The organism is Sinorhizobium chiapasense, assembly GCF_036488675.1.
GTDB classification, from domain to species: Bacteria; Pseudomonadota; Alphaproteobacteria; order Rhizobiales; family Rhizobiaceae; genus Sinorhizobium; species Sinorhizobium chiapasense.
In genome coordinates this window covers 532,012-547,510 of sequence record NZ_CP133148.1, presented here as the reverse complement: position 1 = coordinate 547,510, position 15,499 = coordinate 532,012, and the positions used below count along the sequence as shown (strand labels likewise).

Sequence of the window (15,499 nt, the reverse complement as noted above, 5' to 3'; positions counted from 1 at the left end):
ACCGAAGTGCGTGCCGACTTCCGTATGCAACGCCTGTTCATTGAAAGCCCGCTTCATGCCGGTTCGATACACGAGGCCAGCAAGGAACAATACAACTACCTCGTCAACGTGCTGCGCTTCGACGAGGGCGCGTCGCTGCTTGTCTTCAACGGCCGCGACGGCGAGTGGCGGGCCGAACTCTCGCTGCCGTCCAGAAAGCGCCTCCTCCTTACCGCGATCGAACAGACGCGTCCGCAGCCAGTTCCTTGCGACCTCGTCTATCTCTTCGCACCGCTCAAGGTCGGCCGCCTCGATTACCTCGTCCAGAAGGCCGTCGAAATGGGGGCCGGCCGACTGCAGCCGGTGATGACGCAGCATGTTCAGGGCAAGATCGGCAGCCTCGACCGGGTGCGCGCGAATGTGATCGAAGCGGCCGAACAATGCGGCGTGCTTGGCATTCCGCCTGTCGATACCCCGAAAAGGCTCGAAGATCTTCTTCAGGCCTGGCCGCGGGATCGCCGTATCATCTTCTGCGACGAGGGCAACGAGAGCCAGAATCCGCTGCCGATCCTGCAAGCAATTACCGAGCGTAAGCTCGCGTTGCTGATCGGCCCCGAAGGCGGCTTTTCCGAAGCCGAGCGGACGCTGCTGCGCGGCCTCGACTTTGTGACTGCGGTCCCGCTCGGACCCCGGATCCTGCGCGCGGATACGGCGGCGGTCGCCGCGATGGCGGTTATCCAGGCGGCAGTCGGCGACTGGCGATGATCCGTCGCCCTTTCACGCGCCCTCTACAGCGTCCTTTGCGCGTCAAATCAGACGCGCAAAGGACGCTGTAGCACTTTGAATTGCTGCATGATTTGCCCTTGAGCCGGCTCCCGTTTAAGGAATCGTGCAGCACGGAGTTTTTTTGAGGAGATCTTGAAAGAAATTCACTTGCGCCGCACGTAATTACGGTTCAAGCACCCACCATCGCTCCTGCTGCCCGGCGGGGGCCGCTCAAACAAAGAAGACGCATATGGCCCGAGATACCACCGACCAGACGCCGGTTACCTCTGTCGCTGACCTGACCGCCTACCTGGAGTCCGGATCGAAGCCGAAGGAGAAGTTTCGGATCGGGACGGAGCATGAGAAATTCGCCTTCTTCAAGGCGGACAACAGCCCCGTGCCCTATTTCGGCGAAGCCAGCATTCAGGCGCTTCTGCACGGGATGGCCGAGAAAAGCGGCTGGGAAGCGATCCTCGACGAGGGAAACATCATCGGGCTCGCCGAGCATTCCGGCAATGGCGCGATTTCGCTGGAGCCGGGCGGGCAGTTCGAGCTCTCCGGCGCACCGCTTGAAAACCTGCATCAGACCTGCAAGGAATCCAACCAGCACCTGGCCGTCCTTCGGGAAATTGCCGAACCGCTCGGCATTCGCTTCCTTGGCATCGGCGGCAGTCCGAAATGGACATTTGCCGAGACGCCGCGCATGCCGAAATCGCGATACGGCATCATGACGCGTTACATGCCGAAGGTCGGCACCAAGGGCCTCGACATGATGTATCGCACCTGTACCATCCAGGTGAATCTCGACTTCTCCTCCGAGGAGGACATGCGGCGCAAGATGCAGGTGTCGATGAAACTGCAGCCGCTCGCGACCGCCCTTTTCGCAAGCTCTCCCTTTACCGACGGCAAGCCGAACGGCCTTCTTTCGTGGCGGGGCGACATCTGGCGCGACACGGATAATCAGCGCGCCGGCCAGCTGACCGCTGCCTTCAAGCCGAATTTCGGCTTTGCCGATTATGTCGAATGGGCGCTCGACGTACCGATGTATTTCGTCGTACGCGACGGGCACTACCATGACTGTACCCATGTGACGTTCCGGCAATTCATGGCGGGCGCGCTCAAGGGCGAGATCGCCGAATGGCAGCCCAATATGGGCGACTGGACCAATCACCTGTCGACGCTTTTCCCCGATGTCCGGCTGAAGCGCTTCCTCGAGATGCGCGGCGCCGATGGCGGCCCCTGGCGTCGGATCTGCGCGCTGCCGGCCTTCTGGGTCGGCCTGCTCTACGATGACGAGGCGCTCGCGGCAGCCGAGGCGCTGACCCGCGGCTGGAGCTACGAGGACGTGCAGGTGCTGCGCGATGCCGTGCCCGCCCAGGCGCTCTCGGCGAAGCTCGGCGCCACGTCCCTCTTCGACATCGCGCGTGAAGTTCTGACGATTTCACGCGCTGGCCTGCAGCGGCGCAATCGACTGAACGGCGATGGAATAGACGAAAGCCAGTTCCTGGCGCCTCTCGATGAAGTGCTGGCGAAGAAGGCGACGCTCGCCGAGGACCTGCTGGCACTTTACAACGGCCGCTGGAACGGTTCTGTCGAGCCAGTCTTCGCCGAATATCAGTACTAGAGCAATTCCAGGAATGAGCGCGCGGAGATATTCGCTCGCTTAAAAAGGCGGTTTGCAGTCCCCCAATTCCCGTTATAGTGCAGCGAGATGCGTCGTTCGTCCGGGAAGGAAATGGGATGGCACCGCTTTTTGACATGTTCGCCCAGGCGCAGAACGGCAAGGCCATCGAGTTGATGGCCAAGCAATTCGGCCTTGCCCAGGAACAGATGACGAAGGCGACGGCGGCGCTTCTGCCCGCCTTCTCCACAGCCTTCAAGCGCAACACCACCAATCCCTATGATTTCGGTGCGCTGATGGGCGCGCTTTCGACCGGCAACTACGCGAAATATTTCGAGGACATGAGCCAGGCCTTCACGCCGCAGGGAATGGCCGATGGCAACGGCATACTCGGCCAGCTGTTTGGCTCGAAGGAGATGTCGCGCGCGATCGCCGCGCAAGCCGCGCAAATGACGGGCATTGGCCAGGAGATCTACAAGCAGATGCTGCCGGTGATGGCGAGCACGCTGATGGGCGGCCTGTTCAAGCAAACGACGGGCGCGGCCGGCGATGCCTTTGCCAACAATCCCATGATGGCGATGATGCAGCAATGGATGGAGGCGACAGGGCTGGCCAGGAAGCCCGACCCGGCCCCAACCGCCTTCGACAATCCCTTCGTTCAGGCAATGCAGGGGTTCTTCGGCATGGCAAAGACGGAAGAGAAGCCGAAGACGCCGGATATCTTCGCCGATAACCCCTTCTTCAAGGCGTTTCAGGACATGATGCAACGAGGTGCGAGCGCACCCGAAAAAGCACCCGTGGAAAACCCGGCCTTCAGGCAGTTTTCTGAAATGATGAACACGATGTTCGACAGCGGGCTCGAAATGCAGAAGGAATACCAGAAGAACATCGACGCTCTGTTCGAGAGCTACAAGAAAAGTTCAGGCAACAAGGCGTAGATACGCAATTCCGAACGGAAAACCATTACACTTTTCCTGGAATTGCTATGAAACGCGTCGTTTTCAAACGTCGTTCGACGGCTTCGACAGCATCCTTGTAGAACCGCGCAAAAAAGCCCGGCGCATGTCTTGGTCACGCACCGGGCAAGCGGCAGGGTCTATTGGCTCATACCCTGCGGGGAACGTTTCGGTGCGGGTGGGCGCACCGTGAAGCGGATTTTGACGGCATGATCCGCGAAGGCGGCAACCGGTCGCGGATCATGCCGTATCGGCGCATCCAAGGCGGCGGGATGCGCCAAAGGATCAATCGTGGCGTACCCCTCGGTAAAAGAGGTTCGCCCGGTTACGGGACGCGCGGGTCAGGTAGCTCCCCGGATTGTCGAAGAACGAGGAGGTCAAAGCCTCGTGCAAGTCTTCGCGTTTCAATCCCATGTCGAGCAACTGCCGGTCATCAAGGTCTTGCAGGCGTGCGATCTGGCAGCGGTTACGGAACAGGCGCCAGACAGCCGTCAGCACGCCGGTCACGCCTGCGGTACGGGATGCAAGCGACTGCTTTCCTGCAACGAGGTCGAGATCGAAGGCGTGTTGGGTCGTGCGCATGGCGGTACTCCTTCTTCAGGCACGAAGAAGCCCACTCCCTGCGGGGAGGTCATACGCAGGGGCAGGCGGCAATTTTTAAGGTCAGCGAGGGATTTCGCGGACAGGACTTGATGTGATTTGCACGCTATTAGTCGCAAATGCTTATTGATCAGTCCAACGAATGTTTTTAATGATATTCATCAAACAATCTTATGGGTACTACGGCCATGTCAGCACCGCTCGATATTGACCAGTTGCAAACTTTTGTTGCCATCGCAGACACGGGCAGCTTCACCAAGGCTGCCGACCGCGTGTTCAAGACCCAGTCGGCTGTCTCGATGCAGATGCGGCGTCTGGAAGAGCGCATCGGCAAGGCGCTTTTCATGAAGGACGGACGCGGCAACCGGCTGACCGTCGAAGGCGACCGGCTCCTGAATTTCGCTCGCCGGATGATCCGCCTCAACAACGAGGCGATTGCTTCCTTCGACGACAACCGCCTCGAGGGCACGCTGAGGATCGGCACACCGGACGATTACGCCGATCGCTACATGCCGGAGATCATCGTCCGTTTCGCCAAGACCCACCCGAACGTCGAGCTCTACATCGTCTGTGAGCCCTCGGTCGACCTCGCCGAGAAGATGGCAAAGGGCGATCTCGACATCGCGCTCGTCACCCACAATCCAAGGGCGCGAGCCTCTGACGTAGTGCGGACGGAACCGCTTTGCTGGGTGAGCTCGATCAACCATCCGCTGCCGGAAAACGCGCCGATTCCGCTCGCGGTCGGCCGGCGTGACTGTCAGTGGCGGCAGGCCGCCTGCGCGGCACTCGACGCGACGGGCAAGGAATATCAGATCCTGTTCACGAGTTGGTCGTCGACCGTCGTCGCCGCCGCCGTGCTCGCCGGCATGGCGGTTTCGGTGCTGCCGGAATCGGCGTTGAGACCCGGCATGAAGGTGCTGACGCTGGCCGATGGCTTCCCGGCCCTGGCACCGGTGCAGATCGGCATCATGAAGCGCCCCGGCCTTTCGCCATCGCTCTCGAACGCGATCACCAACCACATCACGGCCTGCCTCGACAACATCACGCCGATCACGGTCAACGACGATCTCGACGGCGATCTAAAGGGCTATCCGCGCTATCCGCGCCTCAGGCAGAGCCACATGCTGCCCGGCTGGTAAGCGGCACACTCCAGATCCTCGAACAAAAAGCCACGCCTCCGGGGCGTGGCTTTCCTTTATCGATGGATCGTTGCCCGGACCGGCCGGAATCAGGAAACCGCTTCAGCCTGTCGGCATGTCGTTTATCAGGCGAGCTTTGCCTTCAGGAACTCGACCGTCCGGCCCCAGGCAAGATCGGCCGCGGCCTTGTCGTAGCGGGCGGCCGACGTGTCGTTGTTGAAGGCATGATTGACGCCGTCGTAGACGTAGATCGTGGCGTCCTTGCCGTTCGCCGCCAGCGCCTTGCGATAGTCTTCGATGCCGGCATTGATGCGCTCGTCGAGCCCGGCATAGTGCAGCAGCATTGCTGCCTTGATCTTCGGAACATCCTCGGCCTTCGGTTGAGCACCGTAGTAGGCGACCCCTGCCTTGAGGTCGGGTGCGTTTACGGCGAGGCGGTTGACGAGGCCGCCACCCCAGCAAAATCCGATGGCGCCGACGTTACCGGTGCTTCCTTCATGGCCCTTCAGGAAGGTTACGGTTGCAACTGCATTCTCGCTGGTTGCGCCAGCATCAAGCGCACCGATCATCTCGCGGGCCTTGTCCTCGTCGCTCGGCGTTCCGCCGTCGGGAGAAAGGAAATCGGGCGCAAGGGCGACAAAGCCCTCCAGTGCCATGCGGCGGGCGACGTCGCGAATATGCGGATTGAGGCCGCGGTTTTCATGGATGACAATCACTGTAGGCAGCTTGCCGGAGGCGTCGGCAGGCCTGACGAGGTACCCCTTCATTTCGCCGTCGGCGCCCGGATAGGTAATGTCCTCGCCCTTGATGCGCCCATCGGTGTCGGCAATCATCTCCGCCTTGGCGCTGTTTGCGGCCAGCATCGGCGCAATCGCCGCAGCGGCCGCGGCAGAACCGGCCAGTGCCGTCAGCGTCTCCATGAAACGGCGGCGGTCCAGTGTCAGATGCGTATATTCGTCGTAGGCATCGATCATCGCTTGGGTGATGACGGGTTCGTTCATAGCGCCCTCCTTCGGCTATCCTCTCCGCAGGCGGTACCGGAAGGAAAGCCGCCCGCCGACAAGATAGGTCAACCGGCGCGCGCATGACGTACAAAACTGCGTTACCGACGGCACTGGATCAGGCGACGGGGCGAAGAAACGCCCCGTCCCGTTTCGCGTCCTAGAGCGCCGTGCGTTCAAGTGAACGCACAAAGGACGCTCTAGCACTTTGATTCTAGAGCATCTTATCCGCTTTCAGTGATTCCACTTGAAAGCGGGATGCTCTAGCCGTTGAGATCTAGGACGATGCGGCCATCGATCTTGCCCTCCTCCATGCGCTGGAAGATCGCATTGATGTTTTCGATCTTGTCCCAGGAAAAGTGGGCAGCGACCTTGCCCTCGCCGGCAAATTCCAGCGCTTCCTCCAGATCCTGGCGGGTGCCGACGATCGAGCCGCGCACGGTGATGCGCTTCAGGACCGTATCGAAGATCGGCAGGCAGATCTGGCCAGGCGGCAGGCCGACGAGCGCCATCGTGCCCTTGGAACGCAGCATGTTGTAGGCCTGCTCCATCGCCTTCGGTGAAACCGCTGTCACCAGCGCGCCGTGGACGCCCCCGGTCCGCTTCTGCACCTCTTCCACGGCGTCGCGCGACCTGGCATCGATGACGAGGTCGGCGCCGAGCTTCTCGGCAAGCGCGATCTTGTCGGCGAAGATATCGGCCGCCGCGACATGCATACCCATGGCCTTGGCATACTGCACCGCCATGTGGCCAAGGCCGCCGATGCCGGAGACGAGAACCCACTCGCCTGGGTTCACTTCCGTCTCCTTCAGCCCCTTGTAGACCGTGACCCCGGCGCAAAGCACAGGCGCTGCCGGACCGAATTCGAGCTTGGCGGGTAGCCGCCCGACGAAATCCGGATCGGCGAGGCCGTATTGGGCGAAGGTGCCATCGACCGAGTAGCCGGTATTCTGCTGGCTGCCGCAAAGTGTCTCCCAGCCGGTGCGGCAGGGCGTGCAGCAGCCGCAGGCAGTATGCAGCCACGGCACACCGACGCGGTCGCCCTCCTTCAGCCGCTTGACGCCGGCGCCGAGCTTGGCGACGTATCCCACGCCTTCATGGCCTGGAATGAAGGGCGGGTTCGGCTTCACCGGCCAATCACCCTTCGCGGCATGCAGATCGGTGTGGCAGACGCCCGTCGCCTCATACTTGATGAGGACCTGGCCGGGCCCGGGCCTCGGTATCGGCACTTCCTCGATGACAAGCGGCTTGCCGAACTCGCGTACCACAGCGGCTTTCATGGTCATATCAATGTCCTCCGATGCTCGATGTTGGTGCCGGCGCAGCCGGCATCGCGCGCACGCTCCTCCGGTGGCGCTGACAGACGAAAGCTTAGCGGTAGAGCAGGCCGCGGTCCCTTGACGCACATCAAGGAGGGTCGTTCGGTGGAGAAATCGTCGCAGATATGAAACAGTCACGCCGGCAAACGGCGGTCAGCTCATCGCCATCCAGACGGAGAGCCAGATCCACATGACGAGGAGTGTCACGAAACCGGCGATGAACGACGGGCGGCGATAACGGAGCCTATTGCCAGTGACGTGAACGGCGGCATGGACGTAGCGCAGTACGACGAAGAGCCAGGCGAGACCGAGGGAGACAAGGTTGTCGGCTTCGGTGATGTAGAACAGCACGCAGCAGACATGGAAAAGCACCGGCAATTCGAATTGGTTGGCGATGCTGTTGCGGACGACGAGGCTTTCGGCCGGCTCGTGGCGGTTTTCGCGGAACTGCGACGCCTCAACCTTGCCGGCCCGGACGAGCGAAACGCGACGCGCCGAAAGCAGCACATAGAGCGCAAAAACCAGCGCGGCATGGGCGACCATCGGCCAGAAGATCTCGAAGCCTGTCATCGGTGCTCCGCGTCAAAGCATCGGATGGGAATATTCGGGTGGAGCGGGACGCCGGATGGCGTCCCGCTGGAGGATATCAGACGGTGCCCGGATAGTTCGGGCTCTCGCGGGTGATCGTCACGTCGTGCGCGTGGCTTTCGCGAAGACCAGCGCCGGAGATACGCACGAAGGTCGCGCGTTCCTGATAGTCCTTGATCGTCGCACCGCCGACGTAGCCCATGGAAGCCTTGAGGCCACCGGCGAGCTGATGCAGCACGCCCGCTACCGGCCCCTTGTAGGGGACCTGACCCTCGATGCCTTCCGGCACAAGCTTCAGCGTGTCGCGCACCTCGGCCTGGAAGTAGCGATCGGCCGAGCCGCGCGCCATGGCGCCGACCGACCCCATGCCGCGATAGGCCTTGAAGGAGCGTCCCTGATAGAGGAAGACTTCGCCCGGGCTCTCGTCGGTGCCGGCCAACAGCGAGCCGATCATGACGGCGGAGGCACCGGCCGCGATGGCCTTCGCCATGTCACCGGAAAATTTGATGCCGCCGTCGGCGATCACCGGGATCCCGGACGCCTGTGCGGCCTCAACGGCCGCCATGATCGCCGCAAGTTGCGGTACGCCGACGCCGGCGACGATACGCGTCGTGCAGATGGAGCCGGGACCGATACCGACCTTGACGGCATCGGCACCGGCATCGATAAGCGCCTTGGTGCCATCCGCAGTGGCCACGTTGCCCGCCATGATGCGAACGGAGTTCGTCAGCTTCTTGATGCGCCCAACGGCATCGAGCACGCGCTGCGAATGACCGTGCGCGGTATCGACGACGATCAGGTCGACGCCGGCGTCGATCAGCCGCTCGGCGCGCTCGAAACCGTCGTCACCGACGCTGACGGCGGCGGCGGCACGAAGCCGGCCCTGCGCGTCCTTCGATGCGTTGGGATTGAGCTGCGATTTCTCGATGTCCTTGACGGTGATCAGACCGACGCAACGGCCGTCCGGATCCACCACCAGGAGCTTCTCGATCCGGTGCTTGTGGAGGAGACGCTTGGCTTCCTGCTGGTCGACGCTTTCCTTGACCGTAATCAGGTTCTCCCGGGTCATCAGCTCGTAGATCTTCTGAGCCGGATCGGAGGCGAAGCGTACGTCGCGATTGGTGAGGATGCCGACGAGGCGCCCCTGCTTCTGCCCGCCTGCACCGCCGTTTTCAACGACCGGGATACCGGAAATGCCATGAACCTTCATCAGGCTCAGCGCATCTGCGAGCGTCGCATCCGGGCCGATCGTGACCGGGTTGACGACCATTCCGCTCTCGAACTTCTTTACCTGGCGAACCTCTTCGGCCTGTTCGGCCGGGGTTAGGTTGCGATGAATGACGCCGAGGCCGCCGGCCTGGGCCATGGCAATCGCCAGGCGACCTTCGGTGACCGTATCCATTGCGGATGACAGAATGGGGAGGTTGAGATCGATGTCCTGCGCGATGCGGGTCGAGATGTTGGTCTGACCCGGCATGACCTCGGAATGTCCCGGCTGAAGCAGAACGTCGTCGAAGGTCAAAGCCTCCAGACCGGTTGCCGTTTCGATGATACGCGCCATGGCCAGTTCCTCTTCAATAAACGAAAATCCCCGGGGACGTCAGCGATTTGTCCACCGGGTGACTTCAAAGCTTGTCTTGGAAGTTGGCGAGGGCTCGTAACACGGATATGTCGGAATGGAAATAGTCAAGGCCCGGAAATCTCCCGGGCTCAGGAAATTGTTGTTGCAGAGCAACATTTCTCCGCCGCTCAGATATCGAACTGATAGGTAACCGGCACGAAGCGGTAGCCGAGATCGCTCCGCTCGACGAAGCCGACCGCCGGGAACGGCATGTGATAGCCGATGAAGGGCAAACGATCCGTGGCGATCATGTCGAAGACGTTGCGGCGCGCAGTGGTCGCTTGCGCCTTGTCCATGTCGAAGCGAGTCTCCCAATCGGGCCGCTGCAGCGACAGGACATAATGATTGGCCGTGTCCGCCGTCAGCATCAGCGCCTTGTTGTCGGAATCGAGCCGGAACACCATGTGCCCCGGGGAATGGCCGAAAGCGGCGAGCGCCGTGATGCCCGGCACAACCTCTGCACCGTCGGCGATGAAGGTGGTCTTTTCCGTAAGCGGAACGACCTTTTCGAGCACGGCCTTGTGGCCGTTTTCGGCCGGCGTGCCGACACGCGCCTCGTCCTTCCAAAAATCGTACTCGACCTGCCCGGTGACGTAGCGCGCATTCGAAAAGGTCGGCTTTCCGGCGGTCATGAGACCACCGATATGGTCGCCATGCATGTGGGTGATCACCACCACCGAGATCTGGTCGGGCGCGTAGCCGGCGGCTTTCAGCCCATCGACAAGCTTACCGGTTCCCATCTCCCGGCCGGCCTCACCAAAGCCGGTATCGAAAAGCACGACATCGGTTCCGGTATCGACCAGCGCCGGCGTGAACCCGTTGACGAAGCCGTCGGCGGGCAGGAAATTTTCCGTCAGCAGGGCCGAAACCGCATCAGCCGGCTGATTGAGCCCGTAGGTCTCGTGCGGATTTCCCGACATGCGCGTGCCGTCGCTGATCACGGTGATCTTGGCGGTGCCAAGCTTGAGCGTCTTGAACGCCGTGCCGCTCGTCGTTCCAGGGGTTCGGTCGTCTCCTGAGCCCTGGCGAACTCCGTCAACAGGGTCGGGGCCGCCAGAGCGCCCGCTGCTCCGGTTCCAAACAGCGTTCGCCGCGTTAGCGAAAATGTCATCTTCGTCCCTCCTCCAACTGCAGTAAGCCGTTGCCACGGCATGCCATGACAGGCAGGAAGTAGGGTGCCGAAGGAAAAGGACAGGCGGGATCACGGGCTTTTGATCTGCAATCGCAGGTTTGGTTTGCGCTTCGATGACTTTCGTGTTCTTAGACGCCCAAAAGATTGCGGTAGCGTTTAGCCGACACGTGATTCCTGAAATCGATCCCGATTTAAGCAATCATGCAGCAGGAACTATGCTATAGGCCATCACCGTCGCGCCGCCCGCGCCACTTACGCCCAGGGCATTTCAGCATGAATCGTATCGTCCCGTTGATCCTTGCCATAGCTCTCTTCATGGAGCAGATGGATTCCACGGTTATTTCGACTTCACTGCCGGCGATCGCCCACGACATCGGCGTCGGCCCGATCACGCTGAAACTGGCGCTGACGTCCTACATGGTGGCGCTCGCGATCTTCATACCGTTGAGCGGCTGGATGGCCGACCGCTTTGGCGCCAAGCGCATTTTTCGTGCGGCGATTCTCGTCTTCATCGTCGGCTCGGTGCTCTGCGCCGTCTCGAACAGCCTCATCGCCTTCGTCCTATCACGCTTCCTGCAGGGTATGGGCGGCGCAATGATGACGCCCGTCGCTCGCCTCGTTCTCGTCCGAGGCGCGCCGCGCAGCGAGCTCGTCTCGGCCATGGCGTTGCTGACTATCCCGGCGCTCGTCGGACCGCTCGCCGGCCCACCGCTCGGCGGTTTCATCACCACCTATTTTTCCTGGCACTGGATCTTCCTGATCAACGTGCCGGTCGGCATTGCCGGCTACGTGCTTTCCGGCATCTACCTGCCCGAGATGGAGCGGCGAAACCCGCCGCCGGTCGACATTCTCGGCTTCCTGCTTGGCGGCATCGCCGCCTCGGGCATCGTCTTCGGCCTGTCGGTCATCAGCCTGCCGGCGCTGCCGACGTCGATCGGCTTCGCATCCGTTTCCGCCGGCATCGCCGCCACATTCCTGTACATCGTCCATGCCCGCCGGCATCCGGCGCCGGTGCTGGATCTGAAACTGTTCAGGAACGGCGCCTTCCGGGCGGCTTCGATCGGCGGCACCATCTTCCGCATTTCGGTCGGCGCGATCCCCTTCCTGATGCCGCTGATGCTGCAGATCGGCTTCGGCCTCAATCCGTTCGAGTCCGGCCTCATCACCTTCGTCGGCGCGATTGGCGCCATTACCACCAAATTCCTCGCGCGCCGCGTGCTCGCCCTTGCCGGCTTCCGCACCACGCTGATCGTGGCGGCCGTCGTCGGCGGGTTGTTGACCTTCGCCAACGGCTTCTTCACGCCGGCGACCCCCTACCTGGTGATGATCTCCATCCTGCTGCTTGCGGGCTTCGCCCGGTCGTTCTTCTTCACCAGCATCAACGCGCTTTCCTTCGCGGATATTGAGGATGCGGATGCCAGCAAGGCGACCTCGATGAGCGCCGTGCTGCAGCAGATCAGCCTCGCGTTGGGGGTTGCCGTCGCCGGCGCGATCCTTGAAATCCAAACGGCGATCAGCGGCGGCCCGCTGGGTCTGGAAGACTTCCATACCGCCTTCATGATCATCGCCGGCGCCAATCTGCTGGCAGCGATCCCGTTCCTGACGATGGCGAAGAATGCCGGCGCTTCCGTTTCCGGTCACCGCCTGCAGATGCGCGAAGCCGAAACGACGGCCGGCAAATAAGGAAGGCTCGTTAGATCATTTCACTGTTTCTTTGAAACAGTGAAATGATCTAACTATTTGAAATTACGCAATTCCGGACGGAAAACCGTTACACACTTTTCCTGGAATTGCTCTAGCTACAGCGCCGCGCGTCTTATCAGTCGCGCAAGGGACGTTGCAGTCCCGCTCTATTCCGGCCGCTCGCAGACGGCCGACAGCTTGTTGCCGTCCGGATCGCGGACATAAGCCGCATAGAAATTCGGATGGAACGGCCTTAAGCCCGGAGCGCCCTCGTCGGTGCCGCCATTGGCGAGTGCGGCGGCGTAGAAGGCATCGACGGCAGTGCGGCTTTCCGCTTCGAGCGCAACCATGGAACCGTTGCCGATCGTTGCCGCCTTGCGCTTGAACGGCGTCACCACCCAGAGGCGGCAGCGGACATCGCTTTCGGCGCCATAGCCGATCTCGACTTCGTCCTGCTTCCGGCGCTCAAGACCAAGCGTCGCGAGCGTCTTGTCGTAAAAGGCGCCTGCGCGGTCGAGATCGTTCGTGCCGAGCGTCACGTAAAGCAGCATGTTCTACTCCGTTGCGGCGTCTTCCGCCGGCTCCCCTGGCTCGGTCGCCCGCCGTCCCTTGAAGCCCTTGGCGAGCAGGAACATCTCGACCGACTCGGCGCGAGACGAGGCCGGCTTGACATGGATGACCTGACGGAAATTCTGCTTCAGCATGTTCAGGAGTTCACGCTCCGTGCCGCCCTGGAACGTCTTTGCCAGGAAGTGGCCGCCTTCGGCGAGCACATCGACGGCAAAATGCGCCGCGACCTCGCAAAGGTGCATCGTCCGCAGATGGTCGGTCTGGCGATGGCCGGTCGTCGGCGCCGCCATGTCGGAGATCACGAGGTCGGGGGTTCCACCGATCGCTTCCTTCAGCCTGTCCGGCGCCTCAGGGTCGAGAAAATCCATCTGCAGGAAGCGGACGCCGGGGATCGGGTCCATTTCAAGAAAGTCGATCGCCGCCACGCGCGGGTCGGCGTCGGTCGAATTCGTCACCTTGGCGGCAATCTGCGACCAGCTTCCGGGTGCGGCACCAAGGTCGATGATGCGCCTGGCACCGGCAAGGATCTTGTGCTTCTCGTCGATTTCGAGAAGCTTGAAGGCCGCCCGGGCGCGATAGCCTTCGAGCTGTGCCCGCTGGACGTAGGGATCGTTGATATGGCGTTCCAGCCAGCGGCGCGAGGAAGCCTTGAGCTTGCCCTTCTTCACCTTCTGGCCGAGCTTACGGCCGCTGCGGTTGCCGCCGATCGGCGATTTCGTCATGCCTTGTTCCCCTCGTGGGCCTTGTTCCCCTCGCGGGTCCTGTTCCCTTCGTGGGCTTTGTTTCCTTCGGGGTTCGCCGGTCCGCCATTGAAGTTGCGCTGGTGCCGGCGCGGGCGCGCGCGGCGCCAGGCACCGTCGTCAGCCATCATATCGGTCAACAGGCCTTCCCGCAGACCACGGTCGGCCACGCGCATGCGCGTCGACGGCCAGCGGCGGCGGATCGCCTCGAGGATCGCGCAACCGGCAAGCACCAGATCGGCACGATCCGGCCCGATGCAGGGATTTGCGGCGCGAGCTGCGAAATCCCAGGAAAGCAGGCGGGACTGCATCGCCGAAACTTCGTCGTCGGACAGCCACAGCCCGTCGACCTTGCGCCGGTCGTAACGCGGCAGGTCGAGGTGGACACCGGCAAGCGTCGTCACCGTTCCCGATGTTCCGATCAGATGAAAACCGTTGCCGCCATTCGCAAGAGACTCGACCGGGGGACTATCGAAGCAGGCAAGCATGCCCTCGACCTCGCGCACCATCGCCTCGAAGCTATGCGGCGTCACATGCTCGCCGCCATGGCGTTCCGAAAGCGTGACGACCCCGACGGGAAGCGACGTCCAATGGGTGATGTGGTTGGCAAGCCGGCTCGACCGGTTGTCACCGATGCGGATGATGGCGATCTCGGACGAGCCGCCGCCGATATCGAAGAGGACGACGGATCTCGTCTCGCGATCCACCAGCGACGAGCAGCCGGAAACAGCCAGCCGCGCCTCGGTCTCGCGATCGATGATCTCCAACTCGAGCCCGGTTTCCTCCGCCACCCGCCTCAAAAAGGTTTCGCCGTTGGCGGCCGACCGCGCCGCCTCCGTGGCGATCAGCCGGCGACGGCGGATCGAACGGGCATTGAGCTTCGCGGCGCAAATCTTGAGCGCCTCGACGGACCGCTCCATGGCATCGTCCGACAAGCGGCCGCTCGCGCCTAGGCCCTCGCCGAGCCGAACGATGCGGGAGAAGGCATCGACCACGCGAAACTGACCCGGACGGGTCGGCTGTGCGACCAGGAGGCGGCAATTGTTGGTGCCGAGGTCAAGCGCCGCGTAAAGCGGTACCGGCGGTTCGCCTGCCACAACAAAGGGTGCGCGCAGATTTTCCGCCCGGGGTGTCTGTGCCGGCTGCGAAGCAGCACCGGCCTCGGCGCCGCGTGGATCGCCCGGTCGCTCGCCGGCATGCGGCTTGCCGTTCGACGCCAGCGGCCGGCCCTGAAGCCCGCGCCGATGCCGCGCCTTCTTGCTGCGCTTGTGGCCCTTCTTGTCGGTGATCGCCGCATCGAAAAGCTCAACGCCTCCGCCGGGAACGGCGGCAGCGACCTGGCCCTGCGGTCTTGCTGCTGCTTTCGAGCGCCGGCGCCGTTTGCGCTTGCGCGCCGGCTCCGCCACATCCAGTCCTGCGGGACGCCCTGCTTCTCCGGCCTGGCCGGATTGGCTGGCAACTGCAGACGGCGAACCGGACGGCCTGCGCCGTTTCCGCTTGCCTTTTCCACCGCGCGGCACATGCTTGTGCCCCTCGCCGCGGCCTGCTGCCGACGCCCCGGATTCAGACGGCTTTGCGCCGTGATCGGGGTCTCTCACTTGTCTCAACCATCGCGCCGGGCGAAGACCTTGCGGCCGCTCAAGGCGCTCTCTCGATTTTACGTTGCGGCGACTGTACCAGCGCCGACCCTTTTCGCCAAACCTTTTTTGACGTCGCGGCTGCTGCTTGTTTTGTCAAATCCTGACCGATTTGAGGACAAAAACATGCAACGATTCCAAGCGCTAC

Annotated in this window: 13 protein-coding genes and 1 pseudogene; 5 read left to right on the top strand and 9 right to left on the bottom strand. The window is 62.3% G+C overall.

What is annotated here, in order from left to right; translation table 11 throughout:
- The first annotated feature begins 6 nt into the window (after nucleotides 1-6).
- The 3 genes from RB548_RS02545 (at nucleotide 7) to RB548_RS02535 (ending at nucleotide 3,303) form a co-directional block, all read left to right on the top strand.
- Entirely contained in the window at nucleotides 7-744 is a 738-nt protein-coding gene (locus RB548_RS02545; RefSeq protein WP_331373489.1) for a 16S rRNA (uracil(1498)-N(3))-methyltransferase, read from the top strand.
- Nucleotides 745-994: 250 nt separating this feature from the next.
- Entirely contained in the window at nucleotides 995-2,368 is a 1,374-nt protein-coding gene (locus RB548_RS02540) for a glutamate--cysteine ligase (protein ID WP_331373488.1), read from the top strand.
- A 116-nt stretch (nucleotides 2,369-2,484) separates the two neighbouring features.
- Nucleotides 2,485-3,303 (top strand): DUF937 domain-containing protein, encoded by an 819-nt coding sequence (locus RB548_RS02535; protein WP_331373487.1) that lies wholly within the window; start codon nucleotides 2,485-2,487, stop codon nucleotides 3,301-3,303.
- A gap of 303 nt (nucleotides 3,304-3,606) precedes the next feature.
- On the opposite strand, the gene RB548_RS02530 is transcribed toward RB548_RS02535, so the two are convergent.
- Entirely contained in the window at nucleotides 3,607-3,903 is a 297-nt protein-coding gene (locus RB548_RS02530) for a DUF1127 domain-containing protein (RefSeq protein WP_331373486.1), read from the bottom strand.
- A gap of 206 nt (nucleotides 3,904-4,109) precedes the next feature.
- Between RB548_RS02530 and RB548_RS02525 the strand changes: the two genes are divergently transcribed.
- Nucleotides 4,110-5,060 carry a LysR substrate-binding domain-containing protein gene (locus RB548_RS02525; protein ID WP_180940268.1) on the top strand — a complete coding sequence of 317 codons (951 nt, stop codon included), beginning with the start codon at nucleotides 4,110-4,112 and terminating at the stop codon, nucleotides 5,058-5,060.
- Nucleotides 5,061-5,185: 125 nt separating this feature from the next.
- Here RB548_RS02525 and RB548_RS02520 read toward each other — a convergent pair whose 3' ends face one another.
- From RB548_RS02520 to RB548_RS02500, 5 genes and pseudogenes are all read right to left on the bottom strand, one after another.
- On the bottom strand, nucleotides 5,186-6,061 hold the full coding sequence (locus tag RB548_RS02520) for a dienelactone hydrolase family protein (protein ID WP_331373485.1): 876 nt from the start codon (nucleotides 6,059-6,061) through the stop codon (nucleotides 5,186-5,188).
- Nucleotides 6,062-6,324: 263 nt separating this feature from the next.
- Complete coding sequence (adhP, locus tag RB548_RS02515) at nucleotides 6,325-7,347, bottom strand: alcohol dehydrogenase AdhP (protein WP_408642394.1); 1,023 nt, start codon at nucleotides 7,345-7,347, stop codon at nucleotides 6,325-6,327.
- Nucleotides 7,348-7,533: 186 nt separating this feature from the next.
- Nucleotides 7,534-7,950, bottom strand: coding sequence for an MAPEG family protein (locus tag RB548_RS02510; protein ID WP_331373484.1), 417 nt, complete (start codon nucleotides 7,948-7,950; stop codon nucleotides 7,534-7,536).
- A 76-nt stretch (nucleotides 7,951-8,026) separates the two neighbouring features.
- Nucleotides 8,027-9,529 carry an IMP dehydrogenase gene (guaB, locus tag RB548_RS02505; protein ID WP_331373483.1) on the bottom strand — a complete coding sequence of 501 codons (1,503 nt, stop codon included), beginning with the start codon at nucleotides 9,527-9,529 and terminating at the stop codon, nucleotides 8,027-8,029.
- 188 nt (nucleotides 9,530-9,717) lie between these two features.
- Nucleotides 9,718-10,700 (bottom strand): annotated as a pseudogene (locus tag RB548_RS02500) (MBL fold metallo-hydrolase).
- Between the two features lie 294 nt (nucleotides 10,701-10,994).
- Here RB548_RS02500 and RB548_RS02495 point away from each other — a divergent pair.
- Entirely contained in the window at nucleotides 10,995-12,404 is a 1,410-nt protein-coding gene (locus tag RB548_RS02495; protein WP_331373482.1) for a DHA2 family efflux MFS transporter permease subunit, read from the top strand.
- A 167-nt stretch (nucleotides 12,405-12,571) separates the two neighbouring features.
- Here RB548_RS02495 and RB548_RS02490 read toward each other — a convergent pair whose 3' ends face one another.
- From RB548_RS02490 to RB548_RS02480, 3 genes are read right to left on the bottom strand one after another with little or no spacing between them, the layout of a single operon-like run.
- Complete coding sequence (locus RB548_RS02490; RefSeq protein ID WP_331373481.1) at nucleotides 12,572-12,955, bottom strand: VOC family protein; 384 nt, start codon at nucleotides 12,953-12,955, stop codon at nucleotides 12,572-12,574.
- A gap of 3 nt (nucleotides 12,956-12,958) precedes the next feature.
- Nucleotides 12,959-13,696, bottom strand: coding sequence for an RlmE family RNA methyltransferase (locus tag RB548_RS02485; RefSeq protein WP_331373480.1), 738 nt, complete (start codon nucleotides 13,694-13,696; stop codon nucleotides 12,959-12,961).
- Nucleotides 13,693-15,312: a Ppx/GppA phosphatase family protein gene (locus RB548_RS02480; RefSeq protein WP_331375051.1), complete on the bottom strand. Its 1,620-nt coding sequence runs from the start codon at nucleotides 15,310-15,312 to the stop codon at nucleotides 13,693-13,695. Before RB548_RS02480 ends, RB548_RS02485 begins: the two co-directional genes overlap by 4 nt.
- Nucleotides 15,313-15,499: the final 187 nt, after the last annotated feature.